Source organism: Enterococcus sp. HY326 (assembly GCF_026157065.1).
Lineage (GTDB): Bacteria > Bacillota > Bacilli > Lactobacillales > Enterococcaceae > HY326.
Window position 1 is genome coordinate 838,605 of the sequence record NZ_JANLGQ010000001.1, and the last position, 26,108, is coordinate 864,712.

At 39.9% G+C, this 26,108-nt stretch carries 23 protein-coding genes and 1 other annotated feature; all 23 genes read right to left on the reverse strand.

The window, feature by feature from the left end:
* Positions 1 to 11: 11 nt before the first annotated feature.
* Complete coding sequence (locus ORH16_RS04020; RefSeq protein ID WP_265456445.1) at positions 12 to 938, reverse strand: transketolase family protein; 927 nt, start codon at positions 936 to 938, stop codon at positions 12 to 14.
* Positions 935 to 1,765: a transketolase gene (locus ORH16_RS04025; RefSeq protein ID WP_265456447.1), complete on the reverse strand. Its 831-nt coding sequence runs from the start codon at positions 1,763 to 1,765 to the stop codon at positions 935 to 937. The genes ORH16_RS04020 and ORH16_RS04025 overlap by 4 nt, the downstream gene beginning before the upstream one ends.
* Positions 1,762 to 3,174, reverse strand: coding sequence for an L-fucose/L-arabinose isomerase family protein (locus tag ORH16_RS04030; RefSeq protein WP_265456449.1), 1,413 nt, complete (start codon positions 3,172 to 3,174; stop codon positions 1,762 to 1,764). The genes ORH16_RS04025 and ORH16_RS04030 overlap by 4 nt, the downstream gene beginning before the upstream one ends.
* 13 nt (positions 3,175 to 3,187) lie before the next feature.
* Complete coding sequence (locus tag ORH16_RS04035) at positions 3,188 to 3,502, reverse strand: PTS sugar transporter subunit IIB (protein WP_265456450.1); 315 nt, start codon at positions 3,500 to 3,502, stop codon at positions 3,188 to 3,190.
* 226 nt (positions 3,503 to 3,728) lie between these two features.
* Positions 3,729 to 4,748 (reverse strand): LacI family DNA-binding transcriptional regulator, encoded by a 1,020-nt coding sequence (locus tag ORH16_RS04040; protein WP_265456661.1) that lies wholly within the window; start codon positions 4,746 to 4,748, stop codon positions 3,729 to 3,731.
* A gap of 354 nt (positions 4,749 to 5,102) precedes the next feature.
* Entirely contained in the window at positions 5,103 to 5,750 is a 648-nt protein-coding gene (locus ORH16_RS04045) for a FusB/FusC family EF-G-binding protein (protein ID WP_265456452.1), read from the reverse strand.
* Between the two features lie 160 nt (positions 5,751 to 5,910).
* Positions 5,911 to 6,546 carry an endonuclease III domain-containing protein gene (locus ORH16_RS04050; RefSeq protein WP_265456453.1) on the reverse strand — a complete coding sequence of 212 codons (636 nt, stop codon included), beginning with the start codon at positions 6,544 to 6,546 and terminating at the stop codon, positions 5,911 to 5,913.
* 392 nt (positions 6,547 to 6,938) lie between these two features.
* Positions 6,939 to 7,586: a CBS domain-containing protein gene (locus ORH16_RS04055; protein ID WP_265456455.1), complete on the reverse strand. Its 648-nt coding sequence runs from the start codon at positions 7,584 to 7,586 to the stop codon at positions 6,939 to 6,941.
* Positions 7,587 to 7,589: 3 nt separating this feature from the next.
* Positions 7,590 to 8,291 carry an ABC transporter ATP-binding protein gene (locus ORH16_RS04060; RefSeq protein WP_265456457.1) on the reverse strand — a complete coding sequence of 234 codons (702 nt, stop codon included), beginning with the start codon at positions 8,289 to 8,291 and terminating at the stop codon, positions 7,590 to 7,592.
* Positions 8,291 to 9,067 (reverse strand): ABC transporter ATP-binding protein, encoded by a 777-nt coding sequence (locus ORH16_RS04065; RefSeq protein ID WP_265456459.1) that lies wholly within the window; start codon positions 9,065 to 9,067, stop codon positions 8,291 to 8,293. Before ORH16_RS04065 ends, ORH16_RS04060 begins: the two co-directional genes overlap by 1 nt.
* Positions 9,067 to 10,023, reverse strand: coding sequence for a branched-chain amino acid ABC transporter permease (locus ORH16_RS04070; protein ID WP_265456460.1), 957 nt, complete (start codon positions 10,021 to 10,023; stop codon positions 9,067 to 9,069). The genes ORH16_RS04065 and ORH16_RS04070 overlap by 1 nt, the downstream gene beginning before the upstream one ends.
* 9 nt (positions 10,024 to 10,032) lie before the next feature.
* On the reverse strand, positions 10,033 to 10,911 hold the full coding sequence (locus ORH16_RS04075) for a branched-chain amino acid ABC transporter permease (RefSeq protein WP_265456462.1): 879 nt from the start codon (positions 10,909 to 10,911) through the stop codon (positions 10,033 to 10,035).
* A 109-nt stretch (positions 10,912 to 11,020) separates the two neighbouring features.
* Entirely contained in the window at positions 11,021 to 12,229 is a 1,209-nt protein-coding gene (locus ORH16_RS04080) for an ABC transporter substrate-binding protein (RefSeq protein WP_265456463.1), read from the reverse strand.
* 263 nt (positions 12,230 to 12,492) lie between these two features.
* The gene (gene lepB / locus ORH16_RS04085) at positions 12,493 to 13,380 is read right to left on the reverse strand and encodes a signal peptidase I (protein WP_322597281.1); all 888 of its coding nucleotides are present in this window, start codon (positions 13,378 to 13,380) and stop codon (positions 12,493 to 12,495) included.
* Positions 13,377 to 13,943 (reverse strand): hypothetical protein, encoded by a 567-nt coding sequence (locus tag ORH16_RS04090; RefSeq protein WP_265456465.1) that lies wholly within the window; start codon positions 13,941 to 13,943, stop codon positions 13,377 to 13,379. The genes lepB and ORH16_RS04090 overlap by 4 nt, the downstream gene beginning before the upstream one ends.
* Positions 13,944 to 14,078: 135 nt before the next feature.
* Entirely contained in the window at positions 14,079 to 15,182 is a 1,104-nt protein-coding gene (locus ORH16_RS04095) for a DUF916 and DUF3324 domain-containing protein (RefSeq protein ID WP_265456467.1), read from the reverse strand.
* Positions 15,183 to 15,334: 152 nt separating this feature from the next.
* Entirely contained in the window at positions 15,335 to 16,198 is an 864-nt protein-coding gene (locus ORH16_RS04100; RefSeq protein WP_265456469.1) for a WxL domain-containing protein, read from the reverse strand.
* Between the two features lie 87 nt (positions 16,199 to 16,285).
* Positions 16,286 to 17,101 carry a WxL domain-containing protein gene (locus tag ORH16_RS04105; RefSeq protein ID WP_265456470.1) on the reverse strand — a complete coding sequence of 272 codons (816 nt, stop codon included), beginning with the start codon at positions 17,099 to 17,101 and terminating at the stop codon, positions 16,286 to 16,288.
* Positions 17,098 to 17,412: an LPXTG cell wall anchor domain-containing protein gene (locus ORH16_RS04110; protein ID WP_265456472.1), complete on the reverse strand. Its 315-nt coding sequence runs from the start codon at positions 17,410 to 17,412 to the stop codon at positions 17,098 to 17,100. The genes ORH16_RS04105 and ORH16_RS04110 overlap by 4 nt, the downstream gene beginning before the upstream one ends.
* A 16-nt stretch (positions 17,413 to 17,428) precedes the next feature.
* Entirely contained in the window at positions 17,429 to 21,499 is a 4,071-nt protein-coding gene (locus ORH16_RS04115; protein WP_322597285.1) for a pectate lyase-like adhesive domain-containing protein, read from the reverse strand.
* 276 nt (positions 21,500 to 21,775) lie between these two features.
* Positions 21,776 to 22,504 carry a winged helix-turn-helix domain-containing protein gene (locus tag ORH16_RS04120; RefSeq protein WP_265456474.1) on the reverse strand — a complete coding sequence of 243 codons (729 nt, stop codon included), beginning with the start codon at positions 22,502 to 22,504 and terminating at the stop codon, positions 21,776 to 21,778.
* Positions 22,505 to 23,517: 1,013 nt separating this feature from the next.
* Positions 23,518 to 24,420 carry a homoserine O-succinyltransferase gene (locus tag ORH16_RS04125; protein WP_265456476.1) on the reverse strand — a complete coding sequence of 301 codons (903 nt, stop codon included), beginning with the start codon at positions 24,418 to 24,420 and terminating at the stop codon, positions 23,518 to 23,520.
* 27 nt (positions 24,421 to 24,447) lie between these two features.
* The gene (locus tag ORH16_RS04130; protein ID WP_265456477.1) at positions 24,448 to 25,719 is read right to left on the reverse strand and encodes an O-acetylhomoserine aminocarboxypropyltransferase/cysteine synthase family protein; all 1,272 of its coding nucleotides are present in this window, start codon (positions 25,717 to 25,719) and stop codon (positions 24,448 to 24,450) included.
* A 111-nt stretch (positions 25,720 to 25,830) separates the two neighbouring features.
* Positions 25,831 to 26,086, reverse strand: a binding site (T-box leader).
* Positions 26,087 to 26,108 lie beyond the last annotated feature (22 nt).

Below are 26,108 nucleotides of genomic sequence, written 5' to 3' on the forward strand. Positions count from 1 at the left end.
AGCGTCATCTCCTAAAATTTTTGAACTGCTTTAGCAATCTTGCTGCCAGTGAGTCCGTAATATTCAAAGACTTCCTTTGAATCTCCGGTGATTAATTCTTCATCCGGTAAAGCGATAATTTTTTGTCTGATATCGGTTAATTCACATAATGTTTCCGCTACGGCTGAACCAAGGCCACCATATGGACTGTGTTCTTCCACTGTGATAATTTTTTTCGTTTTGCTAGCGGATTGAATGATAGTTGCGGCATCAAAAGGTTTTAATGAGTGAACATTGATGACCTCAGCAGCAATCCCGGCCGCTGCTAAAATCTCGGCTGCGTCTAACACTTGGCGGACTGTTTCACCGATGCCCACTAGAGTGACGTCTTGGCCTTCACGCATCACCACCGCTTTACCAATTTCAAAGCCATAATCATCTGATGTATAGCAATCAGCGACTGGATTGCGGCCAATTCGAATATAGGCCGGTTGATGACTTTTAGCGAGAGCCTTCATCATGGCTGCCGTTTCAAAACGGTCAGCCGGCGCTAATACTTGTAGATTAGGAATCGCCCGTGTCACGGCGAAATCCTGTAGCGAATGATGGCTCATGCCTAAAGCGCCGTAACTGACGCCGCCGCTGATGCCCACTAATTTGACATTGGTATCGGAATACGCCACGTCAACTTTGACCTGCTCGATGCTGCGCATACTGAGGAATGCGGCCGGTGATGTGACGAATGGCTGCTTGCCTGAATGAGCTAAGCCTGCTGCAATGCCAACAATATTTTGTTCGGCGATACCCACTTCGACTAATTGCTCAGGCAATTGATTGGCAAATTCAGTCATTGAAGCTGAACCCCGCGAGTCGCTCGTCAACACCACTAAATCAGGATTTTTTTTACCTTCTGCGATTAAAACATCACACATCGCTTGGCGATTGGGAATTGTATTCATTTTAACGCCTCCAATTGCTGATCAAATTCGGCCATGGCCTGTTGATATTGCTCGTCAGTCGGCACTTTGTGATGCCAGCCGGCTTGGTTTTCTGCAAAGGACACGCCCTTACCTTTAATCGTGTTGGCGATAATCATTTTCGGTTTCTCGCCATTTTCGTCAGAGTCAAAGGCGGCTAATAATTCCGCCATATTGTTACCGTCAACTTCAATCACATGCCAACCAAACGCTTGCCATTTTTCTTTCAGAGGCTCTGAGTTCATAACATCAACAGTCTTACCAGAAATTTGCAAGCCGTTGTGGTCAATAATGGCCGTCAAATTTTTCAATTTGTAATTGGCGGCCGCCATCGCAGCTTCCCAGACGGAGCCTTCCGCTAATTCGCCGTCCCCCATCAAGGTGTAAGTTTTATAATTTTTTTGATCCATTTTACCGGCTAGTGCAATACCGGTGGAAACAGCCAAGCCGTGACCCAAGGAGCCTGTATTCATTTCGATACCATCCACTTGATTATTGGGATGGCCAATTAAACGAGATTTGAATTGAGAAAAAGTATTTAATTCAGCTTCATCAATAAAGCCCTTCGCTGCCAAGGTTGTCCACAAAATTTCAACAGCGTGGCCCTTACTTTGGATGTAGCGATCACGATTAGGATTCTCGGGATTTTTGGCGTCTACATTTAACACTTGAAAATACAAAGCCGTTAAAATATCGGCACAGGATAAATCAGAACCGGTGTGACCAGTTTTCCCTTCATAAACTAATTGGAACGTCCGCTTACGCAGTTCAACAGCTTTTTTTTCTAACGCCTTCACATCAGCGGTCATACAGTATCTCCCCTTAAGTAAGCCTTGACATCTTCTTCAATCGGATCATAGAAGTCCGGTGCCACGCCTAAATATTTACACGCTTCATATAAAATCGGTACAACATTTTTTCTAACAGCCGCCACATGGTGAATGTAAGGCCCTTCGACAAACTTAAATTCCATACGATTCAAGTTTTCAAATTCCAAATACAGATAAGTCCCTTGATTAAAAGGACCGTCTGTTCCTTTGGCAGTCCCCATTAAAAGAGAATACTCGCCGTTATCACCGTCAAAACGGCATAAGGTATATTCATCTTTAATGGCTCTAAAGGCGACTGAGCCAGGATAATCAAACACAAAATGACGCGGCGGTAAAATCGGTTTAGTCTCAGCTGTTTGATAAGCAAAGACACCTAAGTGCTGCAATAATTCGGCATTTTCATTTTCTGGATGGCGACAGTTAACATCAGCGAAGATAGCCCGATGTTCGCCTAAAGAAGCGGCCTCTACCAATAATTCTGAAATCGCCCCATGAACATCGGTCTCACAGACAAAGGGAATTCCTTCCTCCTGCAGTAAAGACAATGACGCATAAGGCAAAATACCAATTAAATCTTGTAAAGCCGTCCAGCATTGAATCACACCGGCATTACAACCATATTTTTCACAGAGACTTTGCAAGGCCACTTTTAAAGCTGCTACCATTTCTAATTGTTCAGCGGTAATTTGCACTTCCGTATTTTCCGTAAAATAATCAATCGTCTGTTGGACAGCCGGATAATTTTCTGCCTTTACTCGATTGATTTCCTCCATTAATTCCGGCAATGGAATCGGAGAAAGTTGAATGTTAAACCGTTCCAACAATTCACCCTCATTACAGATAACCGTCCAAAAATCAAAAGGCCTTGGCCCCACCTGCAGAATGCGAGTATTATTGAAGGTTTTCACGACATTACAGACTTTGATAAAATCTTGTACGCCTTGAGCAAAGGCTGCCGAATCAATTTCTGAATTTTTAATATAAGTAAATGGCACTTTGAAGCGGCGCAACACTTTGCCGATTGCAAACAGGCCGCATTGGGTATCTCTTAAACGGGAACCGTCTTCAGCCGGCGGTTCGTCCATTGGTCCCCAAAGCAATACTGGCACATCAAGTTTTTTTGCTAAACGTGCAACAGCGTATTCCGTCCCAAAATTTTCATTGGCAATAAACAATCCGTCAATTTTAGCAGCTTTAAATTTCTCAGCGGCTTTTTCAACACCCTGATCATCGTAAATGAGACCGTCTTCATTAATATCTAAAATATCAACAAAGTTTATCTTCAATTCCTTGAGCTTTTCTCTTGTTAAATTTGCATATTCAATCGCCGCTTCTGCGCTGAATAAATTTCTGCGGGTTGGCGCAAAGCCAATCGTTACTTGATCCAAATTTTCCATCTCCTTATTTTGCCTGTCTGATAGTTAAAGTTGCCATTAGTTGATTCACAATATTTTCAGTGTTCATTTTTTGATAATCCTGATTCTTCATTAACAGGATTGGCTTATCGGGATAAACGCTTTCAACCTTTTTAAAATTAAAACGGGCATGGGGGCTCAATAAAATCACATCCATCTGCTGACCCTTTGAAAAAACATCGGCAATCGGAGCCGCTAATAATTCCGCTCTCATATTTCGTGCAGATAATTCATTTTGAAGTTTGTGGAGGAGCACTGCTGTTGAGACACCTGCTACACAAAAGACACCAATTTTCAACACAAATTATCACATCCTTTTCAGTTACATTTTTTTGTAACCCTTTACTTGATGAACTAAGAATACCATCACTAAATTTATTTTGCAACATAAAACTAAAAATTTATCTAAAATATTTAGCAATAATTTTGTAAAATAGTTTTTTAGTAGATTTTCGTGACAATAAAAAAGCTGTACAACCAGCACTAGAATCTGGTTGCACAGCTTATAAATAGCCACGAATTAATCTTTAATCTGCTGAAATTTGTTGAACACTTTGCCGTTCAACAATCGAGGTGCCAACTAAAATTTTTAGTGATGAACTCGTTTGTCCATCAATTTTAAAAATTAAACGCTGAATTCCCTGTTTACCCAAGTTGACTTTATCAACTTTGATGGTCGTTAATGGCGGATTACAAAATTCCGACAGAGGAATATCATCAAAACCGACAATTGATAATTCCTCTTTAAGGCCATATTCCTCAATGGCCCGCATAGCACCGATAGCAATATTATCATTCACTGCAAAAAAGGCTGTTGGCAATGTGGCCTTTTCTGCTAAACAAGCAGCTAAAAAGTTTTTCATGTCGTGATAGGCCCCTTCAAGAGTCGGCTCCACCAACGCTTCCATCTCTTCGTAAAAAATCAAGCCGTAGTCATTGATGGCTTGGATAAAGCCTTGTTTACGTTCCCGAAAATTATTAATCTGAAAAGCCGAATTGATGATACCGATTTTTTTATGACCATTGCGGATTAATAATTCGACAATCTCATAAGCACTGTCGGCATTGTTAATGGCGACAAAATCATGCTGTTGGGTGCGAAAGACTGTATCTAAGAAGACCACTGGTTTATTCAGTTGAGAAAATTTTTCTAAATCATCCTTCTCCAACTCGGTACCTAAAACGAGGACACCGCTAGCCTCTTGATTTAAAACATCCGCAAGATCGTCGTCGGCTCCCATGTCCACATGATTGATCGACAGCTCGTAGCCGAGACTGCGGCATTCCATTTCAATACCTCTAATCAATTCAGAAAAAAAAGGCGTATCCCCCACGACATTTCGCTGATTATTTAAAATCACTAAACGAATTTTTAACTCACGACTCTCACGATTTTCCTTCTGACGAAAATAGCCCATATCCGTTGCAATTTGAATAATAGTCTGTTTTTTTTCTTCGCTGATTCCCTTGCGATTATTTAAAGCATTGGAGACAGTCCCGCTGGAGACGCCAGCCTTCTTTGCGATATCTGAAATTAAAACTTTCATCTTCTTCACCTCTACTGCTCCATTGTAGCAAATTATTTTTATAGCGGCTATAATTTAGCTAAAAACAACTAAATTTTTTAGTGATTTTTATTTTTGTATCTCGGCTGGCAAAATTCTTGAATAAATCAAAAAGATGGTTGCAATACACGTTAATCCAGCAATGATTTTTTCCAAACAATATTCTCTAAGAATTACAAAATTGTGTCATTTTGCGCCATAGCTCACTAAATTTTCAGAAGACATGTGATTTCTGTCTCGCAACCATACGGAGTACAAAGACAGATATACTATTATTCGAATATTTCATTGCAGAAAACTTGTATCACAGCCATCTTTGAAAAAAGCTAATTATCGTTATTTACTCTCCTGCATCTTCACAACAAACTCATGGAGCGGCGCTAATTCAAACAGTTGCCGATTGCATTGGTCACTGTCAACGCAGATGTAATTGCCTTTTTTGGTGTAGGTGCCATCACCACCGGATTTTGTGGTGGCTAAAAACATCGCAACATTGCTGACATGATTGCAAATCGTGCAGACATTTTGCAAAATATTCGGTGAAAAGCTGCCGTATATGCCCGTCAACCGTTGATCTTGATAGAGCATCAGATATTTTCTTTGGCTGCCGAGATCATTCCAACCAATATAGGTATGCTCCTTTAAATCCAGCTTATCCAAAATCGGCACATGCAGTTTTTTGACTTTGCGAAAAACCTTCTCAACTTGCTTGTTGCTAGGCGTTTCAAAGGGAATAACGATGGTCTTCAAATCTTCTAAATAAGCTTGTGCTTTAGCTTTGGATAAGGTCTTGTCCAAAATAAATTCTTTAAGAGCTTCAATTTCAGCAAATTTTTCTGGAAAAATTTGATCAATGCGCTCAAAAATCAGGCTTTGCATTGTCGCAACAGTTTTCAAATCACTCACTGATTGATAAACATTTATTAAATCATCCACTTGCTTTTTTAAAGCAAAGTATTGATGAGGATAAATTTCAGTTTTCATTGGGTTTCCTCTTTTCTGTGGTAGACTGCCGCAGGAAACACCTTCAGCAGCCTTATTTTTCTTTTGACAATTTGGCCAATTCGATCGATACAGACCGTACCATATGACCACCCCCTTTGTTATCTTGTCTTACTATAGCACAATTCAAAGAAAACAAAAGTTAATCCACCATTAGCCAGCTTTCATCCATTTCCTTTTGACTACGAAAATGCTTGCCATGAACATCAATCACTGCATGCCACTCTTGGCACAATTTCAAGTCGACATCTTTTTCTTCCACCAAAGGCATAAAATCCTGTCGCAACTCACGATAAGTTTTATACGGTCCAAAGCCTAAACGATTAAACAACCGCAGTGCATATTGATCAGCAATGAAGACCTTCCGCTTAAAAACATACAAAAGGCTGGCATCGGCAGTCTCCTCGCCGATACCTTTAATCGCCAACAGCTGCTTGCGCAAATCTTCTGTAGCAACATTTTCAAAGGCTGCTAAGTCGCCACCGTGCTCAAGATAGAAGGCCATAATGTTTTTAATATATTGGCTTTTACTTTTAAAAAAGCCTGCTGGACGAATCAATTCCTGTAATTCTTCCATCGGCATATTTAGAAGCGTCTGGGCATCAAATTTTCCGGCTAAATTAGTTAGCGCCCGATCTGCGTTGGCAGAAGTCGTCTGCTGAATTAAAATCATTGACACCCAATCTTGAATAAAATTTTCACTGGACCACCAGTCCTGCCTTCCATAATGGGCAACAAGTCTGTCTAAAACCCGTCGCTTCTCTTGATCTGTCTTCATAACTAGCTCCTTGTCCATCTCTTTTCTTAATCATAGCTGAGGACACGTTGAATTCCAATCAAGTCGCTTTGGTTGATTTTTAAATTATTTCTTAAAGATATTTTTTGTAAGTTAAGGTAGCGACTTGTGGAAGTGATTTGTAGAAGGTTGATTTTGGAATTTAGTTTGTTGGTAAAATGGGCTAGTTGGCTTGCAGTTAACACTGCTAATTTTTCAGCAATCTCCGCAATTTCTTACAGTTAACTCGTTTTAAAATCTGTTGACTCTAAAATACACTTAGCTCTTCCTAAACCAAAGAACCCACCGATAAGCACCGATGGGTAAACAAGCTATTATTGCATTCATTTCACTTCATCAATACACCCAACTAAAATAATCCCAAAGAAAACCTACTAATGATTATTCGTCAAAACAGCACTTAAGACTGTATAACCAGCTTTTTCGAATACCTGCTGCAGTTCATCTGTGCTGCGGGACTCAATTTGCAATTCGATAATTGTTGACAGTTCCATCGGATTGACGACAATTGTCGCAATGCTGTAATTTTTTTCGGCTAACAGACTGGTGATGGCTGCTAAGACACCGGTGTGATCATCGGTAATCTGCAGTGTAATTCTTGTTCCACCGGCGTTATAGCCGGTGATTCTTAAGAAGGCGTCAAAAATATCATTGTTGGTGATGATTCCCACCAACTGCGTGCCGTCACATACCGGCAGCACATTGATATTGTTTTCCCGCATTTCATAAATCGCATCTTCTAGTAGCGCATCTGGTGTCGTAGTTTTCACATGTTTAACCATCACATCGCCAACGGTGGTTTTATTTAGCAAATAATTCATTTCATAGACACTCAAGCTAGTGGCCTTTGAAGGTGTCGCCTCCGCAATGGTGCCTTCGGTGATTAAACCGCTCAATTTGCCATTATCAATGACCGGCAGGCGGTGGATATCATGTTTTTTCATTAAATCAATTGCGTCAAAAATTGGCGTAGTAGACGTGACCGTCACCACATCTTTGGTCATAAAATCCTGAACACTCATCGTTTACCCTCCTAAATAAGCTTTTCTAACTTCATCGCTGGCTAATAATTCTTCACCAGTCCCCGCCAAGACAATCCGGCCGGTTTCTAAAACATAACCGCGGTCGGCAATCGATAAAGCCATTTTTGCATTTTGTTCAATCAATAAAATCGTCGTGCCCTGTTGCTGAATCTCTTGAATAATCGAAAAAATTTCCTTGATAAAAATTGGTGCTAAGCCCATTGACGGCTCATCTAACAATAGCAGTTTCGGTTTGGACATTAAGGCCCGCCCCATTGCCAGCATCTGCTGCTCGCCACCAGATAGCGTCGAAGCGTCTTGGCTTAGACGCTCTTTTAATACGGGAAATTTTTGGTACACTTGCTCGTAATCGTCTTTAACACCGGCGTCTTTTCTGAGAAAAGCTCCCATTTCAAGATTTTCTTTCACAGTTAAACCGGGAAAGACATGACGTCCTTCAGGCACTTGTGATAACCCAGAGGCGACAATTTTTTGCGGGGCGGCTTTTTCGATCGCTTTGCCTTCAAATTCGACTTTTCCTTGAGAAGGTCGAATCAAACCGGAGATGGTTCGCAAAATTGTGGTCTTGCCGGCTCCATTGGCTCCGATTAACGAAACGATTTCTCCTTGGTTAACTTCAAAGGAGACGTCATGAATCGCTTGAATCACGCCATAATGCACAGCTAAATTTTCAACTTTTAGCATTAGATTTCCCCTCCTAAGTAAGCCTGAATCACCCGCGGATTATTCTTGATTTCCTCTGGGGTGCCGTGGGCAATCACTTGACCGTATTCCAAAACATAAATCCGCTGGCAGACCTCCATGACCAAGCTCATATCATGCTCAATCAATAAAATCGTAATCCCAAAATCCTTTTGAATTTTGCGAATCAAATCGGTCAAATCCGCCGTTTCCTGCGGATTCATACCAGCAGCCGGTTCATCCAGGAACAAAATTTTCGGTTCTGTCGCCAAGGCCCTCACAATTTCTAGGCGCCGCTGTTCTCCATATGGCAGATTTTTAGCCAACGTATCGACTTTCTTATCCAATTCAAAAATATGCAACAGCTCATGCACTTTTTTCTCCATGCCGGCTTCTTTTTTATAGAAGGCCGGTAAACGGAAAATCGTGCTGAAAAAGCCCTCTTGATTTTTGGCGTTCATGGCAATCAGCACATTGTCCATCACTGATAAGTCTTTAAACAGACGAATGTTTTGAAAGGTGCGTGATAAACCCTTGCCGGCAATTTTATAAGGAGCAATGCCGTTTAAACGTTCTTCTTTGCCATTCACTTCAAAGAGCACGTCCCCTTCGCTTGGCTCATACACACCGGTTAACAGGTTAAACAAAGTTGTTTTCCCCGCTCCATTGGGGCCAATTAGACCAACCAGCTCGTTATTTTCCAGAGTCATATCCACATGGGAAACCGCCGTCAGTCCGCCAAAGTTTTTGGTTAAATGTTTGACATCAAGTAACGCCATTACGCTTCCCCCTTTTTGGTGAACTTATTAAAGAGACGCTTAACAGAAAATTCCCATGTGCCTAATAGCCCGCCTGGTTTGAAAATCATGATGATAATCAAGGCCAATGCGTAAATAATCATCCGCAGATTTCCAAAAGATTGTAGGTACATATTTAAGACACCTAAGACGATAGCCGCAACCACCGCACCAGTGGTTGAACCAATGCCGCCGAACACAACAATAATCAAAATATCAATTGATTTCATAAAGTCATAATCACTTGGGAAAACAGATTGTTGATAGCCGGTATAAAGACTGCCGGCAGCACTTGCCATCATTGCCCCTAAGACAAAGGCGATAACTTTGTACTTGGTCGTATTCACACCCATTGACTCAGCAGCAATTTCATCCTCACGAATCGACAGCACCGCCCGGCCTGAACCAGAACGGATAAAGTTTGAGACCACTAAAATAGTTAACACTGCGAAAATAAAGACGACTTCCCAGCTGGTAAACAAAGCCAGTCCGAAAATCCCAGCAGGACCATTCGTGACACTGCGCATATTGACAAGAAAAATTCGAATAATTTCCGACACACCTAACGTGGCAATTGCTAGATAATCGCCCTTCAAGCGCAAGGTCGGAATCCCAACCACAAGTGCAATTAATCCTGCGACTACCATTCCGATAACAAGTCCACCATAAAAGTTGATGTAGACCGGACTATAGCGGGTCAAAATTGCGACCGCATAAGCACCAATCGCCATAAAACCAGCGTGCCCCAGTGAAAACTGACCGGAGTACCCAATAATTAAGTTCAGACTAACTGCTAAAATAATATTAATGCCGATATTCACAATAATCGCATCTAAAAACAAATTAACGAAACCAGTATTATAAGCAATAAAGATAACGATGTACGCGACCACGGCAATGGCCAACCAGACTGCATTGTATTTTAAATTCTTTTTCATTGCTGCCACCTACACTTTCTCTTTAATGTTTTTACCTAGAATCCCCGCTGGACGAACTAGCAAAATGATAATCAAAATACCATAAACCACCGCATCTCGATAATCAGAGAAGCCCAGTGCTGTCGCAATAGTTTCAATCAAACCAATCGCAAAGCCCCCCAAGGCTGCCCCAGGAATAATACCAATCCCGCCGAACACCGCCGCAACGAAGGCCTTCAAACCTGGCACAACCCCCATCGTCGGTGTGATGGAATTATAATACAAGCCAATCAACATCCCACCAGCAGCTGCCAGTGCAGAACCTAAAGCAAAGGTAAAGGAAATCGTGCGGTTGGCATTAATTCCCATCAGTTGTGCAGCATCCGGATCAACACTCACGGCTCGCATCGCTTTACCCATGCGGCTTTTTTTAATGATTAACTGCAGAACCAGCATCAAGAAAACTGACGTGCCGAGAATTAATAATTGAATATTACTCACCTGCAAAAAGCCAAAGTTGAAGGTCTGACGTTCAATCGCCTGTGGAAAGGAACGGACATTGGCCGAAAAGAAATAAATCATGATATTTTGTAGAAAGTACGAAACACCGATTGCTGTAATCAATGCCGCAATTCTGGTGGACTTACGCAATGGTCGATAAGCCAGAAACTCAATCACCACACCCAAAATCGCACAGAAGAACATCGCCAAAATCATCGCCGGAAAGAAGCCGATATTGGTATAATTCAAGACAAAATACCCAACAAAACTACCTATCATATAAATTTCACCGTGGGCAAAGTTAATCAATTTAATAATGCCATAAACCATCGTATAGCCCAAAGCCAACAATGCATAGATACTGCCTAGAAATAATCCGTTGACTAGTTGCTGAATCACGATTTCCATATTTTTTCACATCCAATAACTAATTTATGTAAGAGCTAAACTATTTTTCGCCTTTAAACTGACAAAAACTGAGACACCCGAGAGCATCTCAGTCGCCAGATTTTAATTGTTAAGCAGGTTCAACTGTTTCAGCAGAAGTTTCTGCTCCATCAGTCAAACCAATTACTACTGCTGATTTTTCAGGATTGTGATCGGCATCGATAGTCATCGTACCTGTTACACCTTCAAAACCTTTTAATGAAGCTAAACCTTCAGTGATTGCATTTGAATCAGCTGAGCCTTGATCTTCAATCGCTTGTTTGATCATGTAAACTGCATCGTAAGCCAATGCGTTGAAGGCAGAAGGTGTCGTGCTGTATTCTGCTTCAAAAGCTGAGATAAATGAGCTAACAGTATCATTTGCTGGTGCATTTGCTGAGAAGTGAGCTGTGTAATAAACATCCGTTACATTGCTAGCACCGGCGATATCCACCATCTGTGAATCACCAAAGCCGTCTGCTCCGATAATTGGTTGTGTAATACCCATTTCCCGTGCTTGTTTGATGATTAAACCAGCTTCTGCATAGTAGCCAGGTACATACAAGACATCAAAATCTTGATTAGCAATATTAGTTAAAACAGTTTGGAAATCAGTATCGCCGGAAGTAAAGTTTTCCGATGAAACAATATTGCCGGAAAATTCTGCTTCAAAGGCATCCGTCAAGCCAATTGCGTAATCACTTGAGTTATCTCCTAAGATGATAACATTTTCAGCATTCAAAGTATCTTCTGCATATTGTGCTAAGACTGTTCCTTGGAAGCTATCTTGGAAACACGATCTAAAGGCATACTCTTGAACGGAGCCGCTATCTGATACAGTAATCGCATCAGCTGTTCCAGAAGGTGTCACAATCGGCACCTGCGCACTTGTCGCATTTGGTAATGCTGACTGAACTGCTCCAGATGTTGCTGGTCCGATAATCGCTACAACATCGTCATTTTCTGTTAAGTTGGCAGTAACTGTCGCTGCCTCCGTATTATTAGAAGTATTATCATACTTCACGATTTCAATTTGTTTGCCGTCAATCCCGCCGTCTGCATTAATTTGCTCAACAGCTAAATCAATGCCTTGTTCCTCAGCGGTACCGTAAGCCGCTACTGCACCTGACAACTCTAAGTTAACACCAATTTTGATAGTGTCGCCTGATTGAGCATTGCCACCACTAGCACTTCCGCTAGAATCAGCTGTTCCCCCGCCACTACCACTACTGGACGGTCCCGCACTACAACCTGCCAACAACGTCATACCCATAAACAAAAATGCCAATTTTTTCTTCATTTATAAATCCCCCTCTAATCTTCTCTTAATATTATGTGTATCAATATAACCAAAAATTTTGTCACTGTCAACAAATATTCTGAAAATTCCGTTAATTTTGATTATTCTTTTTTTGTAACCATTTTCTTTGTCAGAATTTATAGGATTTTCGGCTCGCAACTGTAAATTTTCCTCAGTTGAACATTGCCATGTTAAATAAAAAACCTGAACGATGTCAGGTTAGTTAGCTTGCATAAATTTAACTTTTGAATAAAATACGAGCTCTATTCAGAAGCTATTTTAATTTCTGAAAAAATCGTGAAACTAGTCAAATCATTAATCGGAAAAAGTCTCAGTGTTACGACACCAATAACCTGATTGCTCGCCAGCAGACCCCATTGTCGGCTGTCCGTGCTATATTGCCGATTATCTCCTAAAACTAGATAGCGATCCTCCGGAATGTATGTTTGACCAGTAATATCCCTCGTCGTAAAATCTTCGGTATATTGCCCTTCATTCCGCTGAGCATCATTAATTTCATCGATGATAAAGGGCTCGTCTACAACTTGACTATCGACATACAAAATATCATCTTCATAGCGGATTAATTCATTGGGCAATCCTATCACTCGCCGAACAACTGTTTTTCCTCCTTGTTGAAAAAGAACTAAATCAAAACGCTCAACTTCTTTAGTACGCCGAACAACCACTGTATCACCGTCTCTTAGGGTGGGAATCATACTGAATCCCTCTACCTTAGTAACTCGAATAAAAAAATTCCCAATAATCATAAACACTATCAAAGTTCCCAAAATTGCCAAAATCAAATCACGAAAAAGTGGACTCTGTTTCTTCCATGACGTTCTTAACCTTCTCAAAATTTTTTTCAATTTTTGAGAGAGATGCATATTTTCTTTATTACTTTTTCTTCTAATGTTTTTGGAAGGTTGACGGTTATTCTTTATAACTTGGTTTCCACTCTTAGTCGAGACTTTCCGTTGCTTTTGTTTTCCGGTTACTTTATATCCATTGCTTGACGACTTTTTTTGTCCCCTCTTACCCTTAGATAATGTAGACTGTTTTTCTTTCTTCGGGTCTGTGGGTACTTGACGACCATTTTTTTTCTTTTCGTTTTTCAATTTAACTCTTTTTTTCCGCTTTGTCTGGGTCATTCACCATCACTCAATTCAGATTCTAACGCAGATTGGTTGACTCTATAATAATCAAAGGCGGTTGTTTCATAACCGATTGTTCGCTCGATATCTGCGATAAACTCAGCTACTAATTCAGGATTTCCATAAAAATTCTGGCTTTCCCGTGTTGCATTGATACCTAATTCAGACAATGCGTTAAAATAGCGATTTAATGCAGACTGACCCTCAACCGTGTTTAAATTACTAGCTGCACTTGTATTATAACTTGATAAATTGGTCGCTAAATAACGAATGTTTTGCAAACTAGCTGTTTCTTCTTCAGATTGATTTCCCGCAGCTTCTAATTCCTGCTGAAAATCTCTCAATAGGTAATAAGACCGAACAATGTCATTTTCATTTTCAGAAGTTAAACTGACTGATTGGTAAAAGTACGCATAATATGTTCCCCCACCTGCTGCCACACTTAAAATGAAAAAAACAGCAATCCCAACTAAACTCCTTTTCCTTTTTTTGCTGATTTCTTTTTTTAGTCTAATTATCCGCCGACGCTTACTCTTATTTTTAGGCAATTTTTTGGGCATTTTTTTCAATTTGTTATTTTGTGAAAGCAATTGGAATAGAAAGAAAAGCAGTAGTATAAAACAAATAACAAAAATTGAAGCCCCAATTATCACGATCCACTCTAATATAGTCATATCTATGTCACCCTTTCTATATTAGGTTGATTTTTTCTTCTTATTTGATTTCGTGCCTTTTTTTGCTTTTTTCTTATTTTTACGAATTTGTCGTACTACTAAGAAGGCTAAAAGAACTACTGCTAAAAACCCACCAGCGATTACCGCTATCAAGCGCCAATCAAGACCAGTATCTTGGACTAAACCTACATCACGCTCGTTATATTGATTTGCTTCATCCTCAGTAATCTCGAAATCTTCTGTCCATTCCCAGTGCCCACCCTCTAACGTAGTAACTACAACTTGCGCAGTATACATGCCTGCTTCCATCCGATCTCCGTTCATACTGATTGGATACTCGATAAAAGAATTAGGCGCCATCCGTAGAGAAGTAGTTCTTGACTCATAGAGAACTTCGCTGCTACCTTGTGCTGATATTTTTGCGTCAATATTCATATTATTCAAAAAATCAGCTACAACGTTTGAAAAATTAATGAACATCGAATTACGATAATTGTTTTGACCACCATAAGCGCTGTTCCATTGCAAATCTGGTGTCAATTCAACATCTGTTTCCTGCAAAACAATAGAAAAAACATAGGCGTATTGATTGACCACTTGGGAACCACCGCTTGAGCTCTCACTCTCTCCTTGGTCTGCTAGCATCATTTGTACACCACCAGCGATAATCCCATCGTAACTTGTTTCAGGCATTTGGATGTCTATTGGTACCGATTTAGTTTCACCAGCAGCCAATTCGACAGAGGCCGGTCCAGTGACAATATCTGTAAAACTAAAGGCTAAAGAAGCGTCATTTTCAATCTCTGAGTTCGAATACTCGACAACCCCATTCTGGTTTGTTTTAGCTCCATTCAGTGCTAAGTTTACCGTAACCGCAACCTCACTTGGATTGCTCAAAACTAAATTTATAGTTTGCTGTTGGCTGGGTTCCATCATTAAATGGAAATAGCCTAAAGTTGTATCCGTTTGATTTTCCGGAAATTCTAGACTATAAGTAAAACTTCCGGTTGATGCTGAATCTGATTCGGACGCAGCTTTTACTTGTTGTGGAAAAAATGCAATTATAGAAATAATGATACTAAGTAATCCCATTAGTTTTATAAGTTTATTTTTGTTCACTATCATACGCTAAACCTCGTTATCTATTTTTGATAATACTAATTAAAAATAATATATGTACTTTTAAATCACTGTAAAACAAGAATATAGCAAGCTGATGAAACATCAGCCTGCCATATCAAAAGGTTTTAACTCGTTTAGTTGAATTAGCTAGTTTCTTATGCAGTTCTAGCAATTGACCAAGTAACAACCGCAGTATAGTCAGCACCTACATCCATACCACCAGTTGTTGCAGCTGGTACAGTTAACATTACTGAAGAAGAATCAGTATCTGCATTACCTGTGTAACCTAAGCTGTTTGCTGTTTCGTTATATCCAGCACTTTGTCCAAACTCAGCAGTGTAGATACCTTTATTAGCAGCATTGTTCACAACTACAGTTTGTGCAACTCCTTCTGATAAAGTAAAGCCAGTATTGAAGGTAGTTGGAGTAGCAGCTCCTACTGTTTGTGTTGCCAAAAGTCCATTACTGAAAGTGATTGTAGCACCTTCCAAAGTATGAGCACTTGTGCTTGAAGTGAACTGAGTGCTTAATTCAGCTGAAACTGTTGTTGTACCAGTTGTTGCGTTAGCATCAATATCACCAAACTGTACTAAAGCACCCCGAGTAACTTCAGTTGTAGAATAGCCAGGGTCAGTTGGAAGCGTACCTCTGTCATAAATTTCAACAGTTACAGGGGAAGCATACAGACTTTGTAATTGACCAGTATTTTGTAAAGTAGTTGCTGATCCCGTAGGTCCTGCTAAATTAAAGTTATAATTTGTTGTACGCATTAGAGTCAAAGATCCAGTAGTATCTTGATTTTCATTGATATCTGTGTCTGGAACGACAATGTTACTTGTGTCATCTTCCGGGTCACCTAAATCTGTGTTAGGTGTATCAATTCCACCCTGTGTAACAGTAACTGTACCTGATGATTCTAATTCTGTTGCAATATTTGTTGCTCCTGCTGCAACTGGTCCTACTACGGTTGTTCCGATAGCTGCTACTAAAGCAACTCCACATAAACGTTTAAATTTCATTTTGTTTTCCTCCTATAATATGTTCCCTTTTTTATTTACAAATGAGGTCTCCCTCAGTTTGTTGTGTTTAAGATGTTTCTTAGTTTTCTAGGCAGTAGCTTCCAATGTCCATGTTAGTGTGGTTGTATACTGCACTGGATAAATTTTCGTAGTATCTGGCACAGACAATTGAATCGCTGAATTATCATAGACTGGCTTATTAAAGGTACTGTCTATGAGAGCTTGTCCGTCAGCATCTGTTAAAGCAGTCAAGGTATTTTCTTGATCTGATACATTTTCTTCTGATGCACCAAAGGCTATGGTCCAAGTACCTCCCCCTTGCCCACTTGTTGCAGTGGCAACTGTATAAGCAGTTCCCATAGCATCAATAGCAAGCGTGTCCCTAGTAACAGTCGGGGTCTCACCAGAAAAGACTGAATTTGCCCAACCATGGTCAAAGGATAAAACAGCACCGGTTAATTCTTGACTATCCAAATCTTGAATAATCGAGCTAGAAAACTGGGTATCCTGTGTTAAAGTCAGATTCCAACCTTGATTACCACCACGTTGATCGGTGATTTGGATATAGTATCCTCGGGCTGCAGTATCACCGTAAAATAGCTGTGCTAGCGAATTATATACTCGATTAGTCTCTGTGATTTTAGTCGCCCCAAACCGTAAAGATGAAACAAAATCAATTCGCAAGTCTCCTGTTGTCGATGGACCTGGTCCAGGATCAACTTCATTTCCAGGATTTTCTGGATCTTTTGGCGTTGTAATATCTGTCTTATCAACAGTTACTGAGCCACTGCCACCGAGAGAATCAGCAGAAGATGTCGCCAAAGTTTGCGTTGCTCCCATCACAAATGAACCAAGAATAATTGAGCTTAGTAGGGAACGCATAAAGAACCTTTTTTTCATCATGCGGCTCCCCCCTTCTCTTTATCCTTTTTTCTGCGATAAAGAATAACTAATAACAATGCGAGTAAAATCCCTCCGCCAATTAAACTATAATTTCTTATAGTTTCACCTGTTTGTGGCAATTTACCGCCTGTACTCGGCAATTCACTACTTGCTACAGTTGATTGAACTGTAGATTCTTCATAGAAAGTAATCTCGCCGTCATTTTGTACTTGACCCCCAACGTCTCCTGTTGCACTAGCTAAGCGAGCTTGACCGAAAGCTCCTACAATCAATAAGATCAAGGCTAGGAGAAAACCTATTTTCTTTTTCATTTATCTCCCATCCCTTCTATGGTTGTCCTACAATGATTGTCCAAGTAACGACGCCAGAGAATGTACCAAGCTGGCTACCAGAAACTTGTTGCGGATTAACTTCCAATTTCAAGCCTGGATCTGTATCAGAAATCCCCCATGTATCAGTAATGTTGGTTCTACCACCAGTGCTACTTACAAAGATATTCTGATTGCTACCATTTAAAGTAATTTCATCATCAGTTCCCCGAACATATCTTAACGCCTCACTGATAATCGAGCCATCAGAGTTAGTCATTGGACTTGTCACAGCAGCTTGCAATGTCCATCCAGCAGCTGTGCTTGCACGGGTATCTGAGACAATCAAATCTGAGCCATCTTGAGTCGGATCACTAATTCTTTGAGTATTAGCATCGTAGTCAATCGAACCAAAATTCAAAGCTGCTGGCGCTGACTCAAGGAATACTTGACCAGTAACAATATATTGAATGGTTTGAGCGACATCCGTAACTAAAAGATTATTTTCTCCTGTTGGACGAGTGGTAATCTCATATCCAGCACTTTGAACTTCTGCAATACGATCTTGTAATAGTTGGAAAATATCAGAGGTTAAATCAACATAATCTCCTACATAAAGACCATTTGTCATAACGATATCGTTAGAACTACCTTCACCAGCAGTCAATGAGTAACCACTTAAGGTATTACCGCCTTCATCCACAAATTCAAAAGTTAGTATAGAATTCATGTTGATGACGGTTACCGGTATTGCTACAGATAATTCGTTAGTTAATCCAGATGCTGATGTTGGTAATGTCACCACAACATCATAAGGTGTATCTGGAGAAATCGTACTCAAATCTCCTAAAGAACCTAAGTTAACGTTAAAGACACTAAACGCATCCCATGTAGTAAGAATCCCATCTTCAATCTTATAAGCAGTAACACCACCATCCGTGAAGATGTTGGTACTCAGTTCAGTTGAAGTCAAATCACGAATATCTACATAAGAATAGGTCAGCGGTGCGCCTGGTGCTTCAATACCTGTTGCATTGTCATAAACAACTAAATCTACTGTGAATGTAGCTGTATTTGGAGTTGTAGCTCCTGAGCTATCTACCGCCAAATCGGAAACGTCAATCTGTACTTTTTTCGTACCAGTTGTTGCCATCAAGGTATCCATATCTGTCGCTGAATTGTAAGCAATTGTGTATCCAGAAGTATCCGTAACACCCTTATCAGTAACTCCTGTAATAAAGTCACTCGCACTAGGAGCCGTATCACCAAGATAGGTGTAGTAAGTTTGAGTTGTGGCTTCTGGCGGTGTTTTATCTAGTACAGTCGTCGTTTCAGTTTGGAATTTACCTGCTCGCCAACTGTAAACAGATATTTCATCCCCTACGTATAGAGTTAAATCACTCGGTACATCAATCTCAAAGTTACCATTAGCATCTGCTAATGCATTGTACGAGACTAAATTACCATCTGTATCATAGTTTCCAGAACTAGTTAGCGTTCCACCTATTACTGAGCCTCTTGCAGAGACCGTTACATAAGCATTTGGATTAGTTACACCTGTAATCTTTTGACCGCTTGCTATAGTTTCATTGTCTGATACTTCGTCAATACTAACTGTGACATCCGGAATCCAAATATAAAGTACTCGTTCAGAATTTTGGGTGTCATAAGCAACTTTCCCAGTTGCTGTATTTAATCCCATAAAGTCATCGGCTATACTCTGCATAGAACTGCTGGCGTTTCTAGTTCGAATTGTACTTTGATTGTAAGAGATTGATGCATTATAAATCGGTATCCACTCTTCATCATAGGTATCATCACCAGCTGCGGTATTCCCTTGGTTCCATTGATAAACCCCTTGAATATCCGCAGTAAAAGTTCCTCTAACAGAAGCCGTTCCCATACTTAACAGAACAGCATTAGGGTTACCACGAGCATCCAAATCAACTCGATAGGCATCAGTAAACTTGAATGTCGAGGTTGTTGAAGGTGCGTTAACCAAGTTCCTGTAGCCGGTTGCTTCAGACCCTGTCTCTTCGGCTAGTACAGCTTCAAATATGCCACGCTCTCCGACAACAAGAGATCCATCTACTCGAACAAAATCACTTGTTGTTCCATATTGCCACCGTCCAAGGAAGGAGGCTTGTCCAAAATCTTTAACGGTAAAGTTTGAGTAAGCCATGAGATTTAAAGCAGTACCATTTGTGCCACTGGCAGTTATATCTAATAGTCCTTGTGGGGTATTATCATCAATATATTCAGCACCATCAGAGCCGACGGTAACTGTACTATATGCGGCTAATTCAACCGCCGGGCGACCGCTCCAATCGTTTTCAATAAGACCAGTTAACTTACCACCTGCTAAAATATTCAAATCAGAATATTGGTAAAGTTTGATACCTGCATACTTATTATCAGTAGTATTACGATTACCATCAGCTAGGAGATTTAACGTTCCCCCATTGTCAATCGTTAGATTGGTTCGCTTACTTGACGTACCTCCACCCAAGAAAATTCCGGTTCTTGTCGTATTTCGTACGTCCATCGTTAGTGTAGCATCGGTCCCAACATACAGTTTGCCACCGGCTTGAATATTAATACCAGCATAATAAAGACCATCACCAGTATAGTAATACCATGTCTCGCCACTATTTCCTTGAGAAACCATGTTCACATTTGCACCAGTTCGAACAGCGACATAAGGTGTTGTCCTACCAGCTGCACTAGGCTCTTTACCTCTGTATGAACCAATCAACAATCCGTCACCATTTTCGACAATGCAATCAAAAGTTGAGCCTTCATCAAAAATAACTCGATAGGCTTCAAGCCCACTTTGTCCACGAGATCCGTAAGTTAAACCAGTATAAACTGATCTTACTGAAGAATAATCTTGCCCCGTATTATTGGCATTCACATAGGATGCTGTATACGAGTCATAACGTGAAGTCACTTTATTTGCTCCTCTAAAAAAAAGCGTTGTTGTCCATGATGCAGTTAACTGCGAGCCATCATAATCAACATCTTCAAAAACCATTGACGTATAATTATAATTTGCTTCAGCACCCATAAAGCATCCATACGGATTAGTAGAATGCATTTTGATGTTTTTAATGTAAAAATTATGTTCTCTGTTAGGAGTTTCTGGATACGACCAACTTACTGATCCTGAATCTAAGGTATAACCTTGTCCATCAATCACATAATCTCGGCGATATGCACTAGCATTTCTTCGATTAAGGGCACCGAGTGCAAGAAAGGTATCACTCACAATATCATTACCTAGTTTGATATAATCGGCAGTCCCACTTAGTATTGCGTTATTCAACTCAGTAAATGTATACACCGTCACTACTTCTGTAGCTGCTGCTTCAGTTCCCCATGTAGCATCAGCATCGGGTTTGTAAGTCACTCCATAATCAAAATCAAGCAATGCCTCGCTCGCTTGTGTACCAACCTCATCAGTAGTTACTGCCATTGGTTCAATAGCATCAGTTATTGCTGAATTAACCTCTTCAGCTTCACCAATAACTACCTCTAGTTTATTTGAATCCGTTAGCATGATATTTTTGTCTGCTACACTTAATTCATAGCTTCCAGCAGTATCTGCCGAGAGTTTCAAATCCAATTCTGTAACTGCAACATCTACTGAAATATCCAATACTCTTGTGTCTTCATCATAGCTAAATGTTGGTAAAACAACATTTGCATCTGCTTCTTGTAGCATAGCCTTTTCAGCATCTTCATCAAATGAAATACCTTCTGGCAAAGTCATCGTCCATTGACGAGTAACAGAAGCCGTTCCAGAACTAGTTGAAGCATCGCTGAGATCACCAGATCTATCTACAAGTGGAACATCTGTATTCTCCGTTGTTGCGATGTCACCTTCATCACGACTATCTGAGATTTTCATAACAAACTCATTTCCAGCTTGTAGACTAGTTAAATCGTCTTCTGAAGATAAGCTAATCTCATTTGGCGCCGCAAAAATTTCAGTCAACCCAGAAGAAAGTTGAACAACAGTTGCTGTAATTAATGAAAACAACGTTATGAAATTTATTAACAGCAACCAATGTTTTCTTTTGTTTTTCATTTCATTCACTCTTCCCTCCTATCTTTTCTACTTCCAAGAAAAGCATCACACTCCTCGAGAAATTAGCAGCCTGTCAGATAGAATTACAGCTGCTTTGATAACCAACAACGCCCCCTTTCCACTAATAAATACAATCATCTCTAGAACCACTTAGAGAAATATATATTTTTAAACATGACAATCATGCTTAAAACAGTATTAGAATCTTGTTTCTTAAGTACACCGATGTCTATAACTAACAGGACTAATCAACCAAAACTTGTTTATTAATTTTAGTTAGTTGTTAACTTTTTCATTCTCGAAGGCATCTATACTTTCACAAAAACGTCGATCGAGGGCATAACCTTTATTCCAATGGGTAATAATGAAATTTTCATCAAAATCAAATTTTTGCATCTTCCTCTTTAATCGCCCAATAATTTGCGACAATTGAGTTAGAGAAGAATTAGACACTTCTTGATGCCATAAACTAGTACTTAATTCCGTCCGTGCTACAAAATCACCATTTTTTGCGTAGAGTATATCAAACAGCTCTTTTTCTTTCCTTGACAACACTCCAAGTAGTGTACCTATGGACTGGATTGACACTTCTTTTACTGATGTCTCTTGAAAGTTTTGCGAAAATGTCGCAAGAATCTTAATTGATTTCCCATCTACTAAAGCCTCTCTTAGCTCATTGGGATTCATTTGGGAATTGATAATTTTGAGAACGTCTCGACTATTAACCCCATCCATGTATTCTTCAGATGATGGCTGCTCATCAATTCTAAAAAGACTAGTTTGTTCTGTGGAGGCATTCTCAACAATCTTGCTCACTTCTTCATCAGTTATGCTTTCACTAAAAATAATCGTTTTGAAAAGTGAAAACAGTGAAAAGTCTTGTTTAAATAGAACCTGTTCTAACACTTGGCTTGAACAAAAGACTTCATAGCCTAATTGCTGGATGCGATTCTGCCAATCACTATCTATAAAAATATTCTTAGTCAGTAAAAGAATCTGCTGCATCTCGTCACCTCAAATTTCAGTTAACTATTTTAAAAAACTTTGATAGTAAAAATTTCACATGTTTAAACATATTCATTATTTTAAAAAAACATGAAGAAAAAGCGCCATTTGAACACTTTTCTTCTTATAACTGTCTCTTATGCGAAGATTTTTCAGAATACCTTGTAATTGCAATGTTTTTTAAAAAAAATGACGGTTTTTAAAACGGCTTAAATTTTAGTATCTTGCTTTATTGGAATCCCTTTAAAAAAGAAGAAGAAACTAATACAGCTAATTGGCTATTAGTTTCTTCTCTTTTTTTAGACCTGCTCTAATATCTATAAAAAAGGTTTAAATTATATTGCATGCTCCCTTCTAAAAAAAAATCGACATTTATATGTATTTTGAAATGTACCTTTTTGCTTGCTACAGGAGAATAAAATATCAGAATCAACATTTTATATTTGACGATTTCATGACGGCGGATGGGTCAATTAGAAACTTAAAAAGCTTGTGTTGGCTTGCCTTTCCTCTTAAAAATGGTCGCCGATTCATAACTGCGATACCTTATTTTCGTTCGTTAAATAAATAATAGAAAATAGTTATTTTGTTTCATTTTCATTTGTTTTTACTCAAAAAATATAATTTTTTATTTGAAATAGGATTGACAATAAAATTAATTACATTTAGAATTAAATTGTTAATAATAGAATAACCTTTAAATATTATTTTCGCATAAGAGACAGTTATACGAAGTCTTTTTGTTATATTTCCCTTGTATTTAATCGTAAGATTTTTATTTTTAGATGGAAAATATAAAGCACTAGCGAAAATTTATGCTATCCAAGACTATTTAACTACCAAAAGATGAGGGGCCAAAGTTATCACAAAAAGCTTTCTCAGCCACTCCCTTTGCTACTTTCTCAAAATCTTGAAAGCCCAAATACCCCGATTTCTGCTATTTCCTAAGTCTTCAATTGACTATAGGATTCTTTAGCAAAAATCGGGGTATTTTAGATTTAGATAATTTTCTTTTATTTTCCTAACTGATAAGGTGTTCGTTGGTAAACATCATTCAACCAATTTTGGTAAAGAAGAAAGGCTTCTGAGCGCCAAGTATTGCGAATAATGTTTTTTTGTGGGTCGCCGTAATAATAATTTTGTGGCGGGGCTGTCGTAAGGCCCCGCTCGAGATCTCGTTGGTATTCGGTTGCCAGAGTATCGGTATCGTATTCCATATGGCCGAGGACAAAGAGATTCCGCTGGTCATTAGAAACTGCGACTAGAGTGCCTAGCTCAGGATTATCGGCAATAATTTTGATAGGTGCTTGCTGCATCTGAGCTTCATTGATACCAGTATAACGGGACTGCGGCGAATAAAAATAATCGTTAAAGCCTCTGATATAAGGATGATGGGCGACAATTCGATTTTCAAAAATGCCGAAGATTTTTTCATCGTAAAGAATTTTTTCGACACCATAAAAATGGTAAAGTCCAGCCTGTGCTCCCCAGCAGATGTGCAGATTGGAGGTGACATGGCTTTGGCTCCAATCCATGATGGCTTGTAATTCCCGCCAATAATCGACTTCCTCAAAGTTCATTTTTTCTACCGGTGCACCTGTGATAATCAAGCCATCATAGTAGTTATTTTTGATATCTTCATATGATAGATAAAAATCATTCAAATAAGTAGTGCTGGTATGCTTGGCTTGATGGCTGGAGGTCTGAATAAAATCGACCTCAATTTGCAAAGGACTTTGAGACAGCAGGCGTAAAAGCTGCAGTTCGGTTGCGATTTTATTCGGCATTAAATTAACGATGGCGATTTTCAGCGGACGGATGTCTTGAGTCACCGCTCGCTTGGAGCCCATCGTAAAAATTTCCTCCTGCTCTAACAATTGGATTACCGGCAAATCTTCGACAACTTTGACAGGCATCTTTTTCCCTCTTTCTGTTTCCTTTAATTAAATTTTGGCCAGAGCTTGTTCCAAGTCCGCTAAAATATCGTCAATATTTTCTAATCCGATAGATAAGCGCAGTGTTTCCGGCTTAACACCGGCTTCTAGCAGCTGCTCTTCGCTCAATTGCGAATGCGTTGTAGAAGCAGGATGAATAATTAAGGACTTGGCATCGCCGACATTGGCTAATAATGAAAATAATTCTACACTATCAATCAGCTTCTGACCAGCCTGGCTGCCACCTTTTAAGCCGCAGGTAAAAATCGAGCCGGCGCCTTTAGGAAAATATTTTTGGCCGAGGGCATAATATTGGCTGGTTTTTAGGCCGGGATAATTGACCCACGCAACTTTTGGATGCGCTGCAAGATATTCCGCAACTTTTTGGGCATTTTCCACATGGCGCTCTAAACGTAAAGACAGAGTTTCCACGCCTAATAAAATCAGCCATGAATTAAATGGTGACGCAGCTGCCCCTGTGTCCCGCAATAAAATCGTGCGGGCCCGCGTGATATATGCGGCCGGCCCAGCAGCCTCGACCCAAGAGATGCCATGGTAGCTGGCATCGGGTTCCACTAGGCGAGGAAATTTGCCGTTTTGCCAATCGAATTTTCCGGAATCAATGATGGATCCGCCAATCGCTACGCCGTGACCGCCGATAAATTTTGTCGTTGAGTAAACGACAATGTCTGCACCGTAGTCAAACGGACGGAAAAGATAAGCCGTGGCAAAGGTGTTATCTACTATTAAAGGAATGCCAGCAGCGTGGGCGATGTCGGCAATTTTTTCGATTTCCGCAATCGTGATGTCAGGATTGCCGAGGGATTCGACAAAAATCGCTTTCGTGTTTTCCTGCAAAGCCCTTTTGAAATTTTCTGAATCATCTGAGTCAACGAAGGTTGTTTCGATACCAAAATCCGGCAAAGTATTAGCGAATAAATTGTGGGTGCCGCCATAGACACTGGCGGCGGAAATAATATGATCGCCGGCAATTGCGATATTTTGAATCGCATAGGCAATTGCTGCTGAGCCAGAAGCTGTCACTAAAGCTCCTACTCCGCCTTCTAATAAGGCCAAGCGTTCTTCTAAAACACTGCTGGTTGGATTAGTAATTCTTGTATAGATATTGCCGGCGTCGGTTAAAGCAAAGCGGCCAGCTGCTTCTTCGGCGTCTTTGAAAACATAGGAAGTTGTTTGATGTAGCGGTACTGCTCGGCTACCGGTTTCGTCGACGGTTTGGCCGCCGTGTAATTGAATTGTTTCAAATTTTTGTTCTGTCATTTGTCATTCCTCCAAGAATAATTATTTTATTTAAAAATTGCGACATACCTTTTTCCGCCTGTTAAATCCCAAGCCCTGAAACAAAAAAATCCTTAGAAGAGTCTTTGCTCTTCTAAGGATGTAGTTGCTACATGGTACCACCTTATTTTGTAAAAGTTGCCTTTTACCTCTGCTCCAATGCAACACTTGTTTGGCTAAGTGTGATATTGGGATTTCAGCTAACGGGAATATCCGTGCGCTCTTAAATTAATTCAGAGCACCCGCTCAAAAGCCATTTTCAAATCTGCTCGCTCACACCTCTTTTCAGCTACCGAGGCTCTCTTTTGGTCAGTTGGCGAGATTTTACTTTCTTTCTCAACGCGTTTGGTTATTTTTTTACAATATTACGG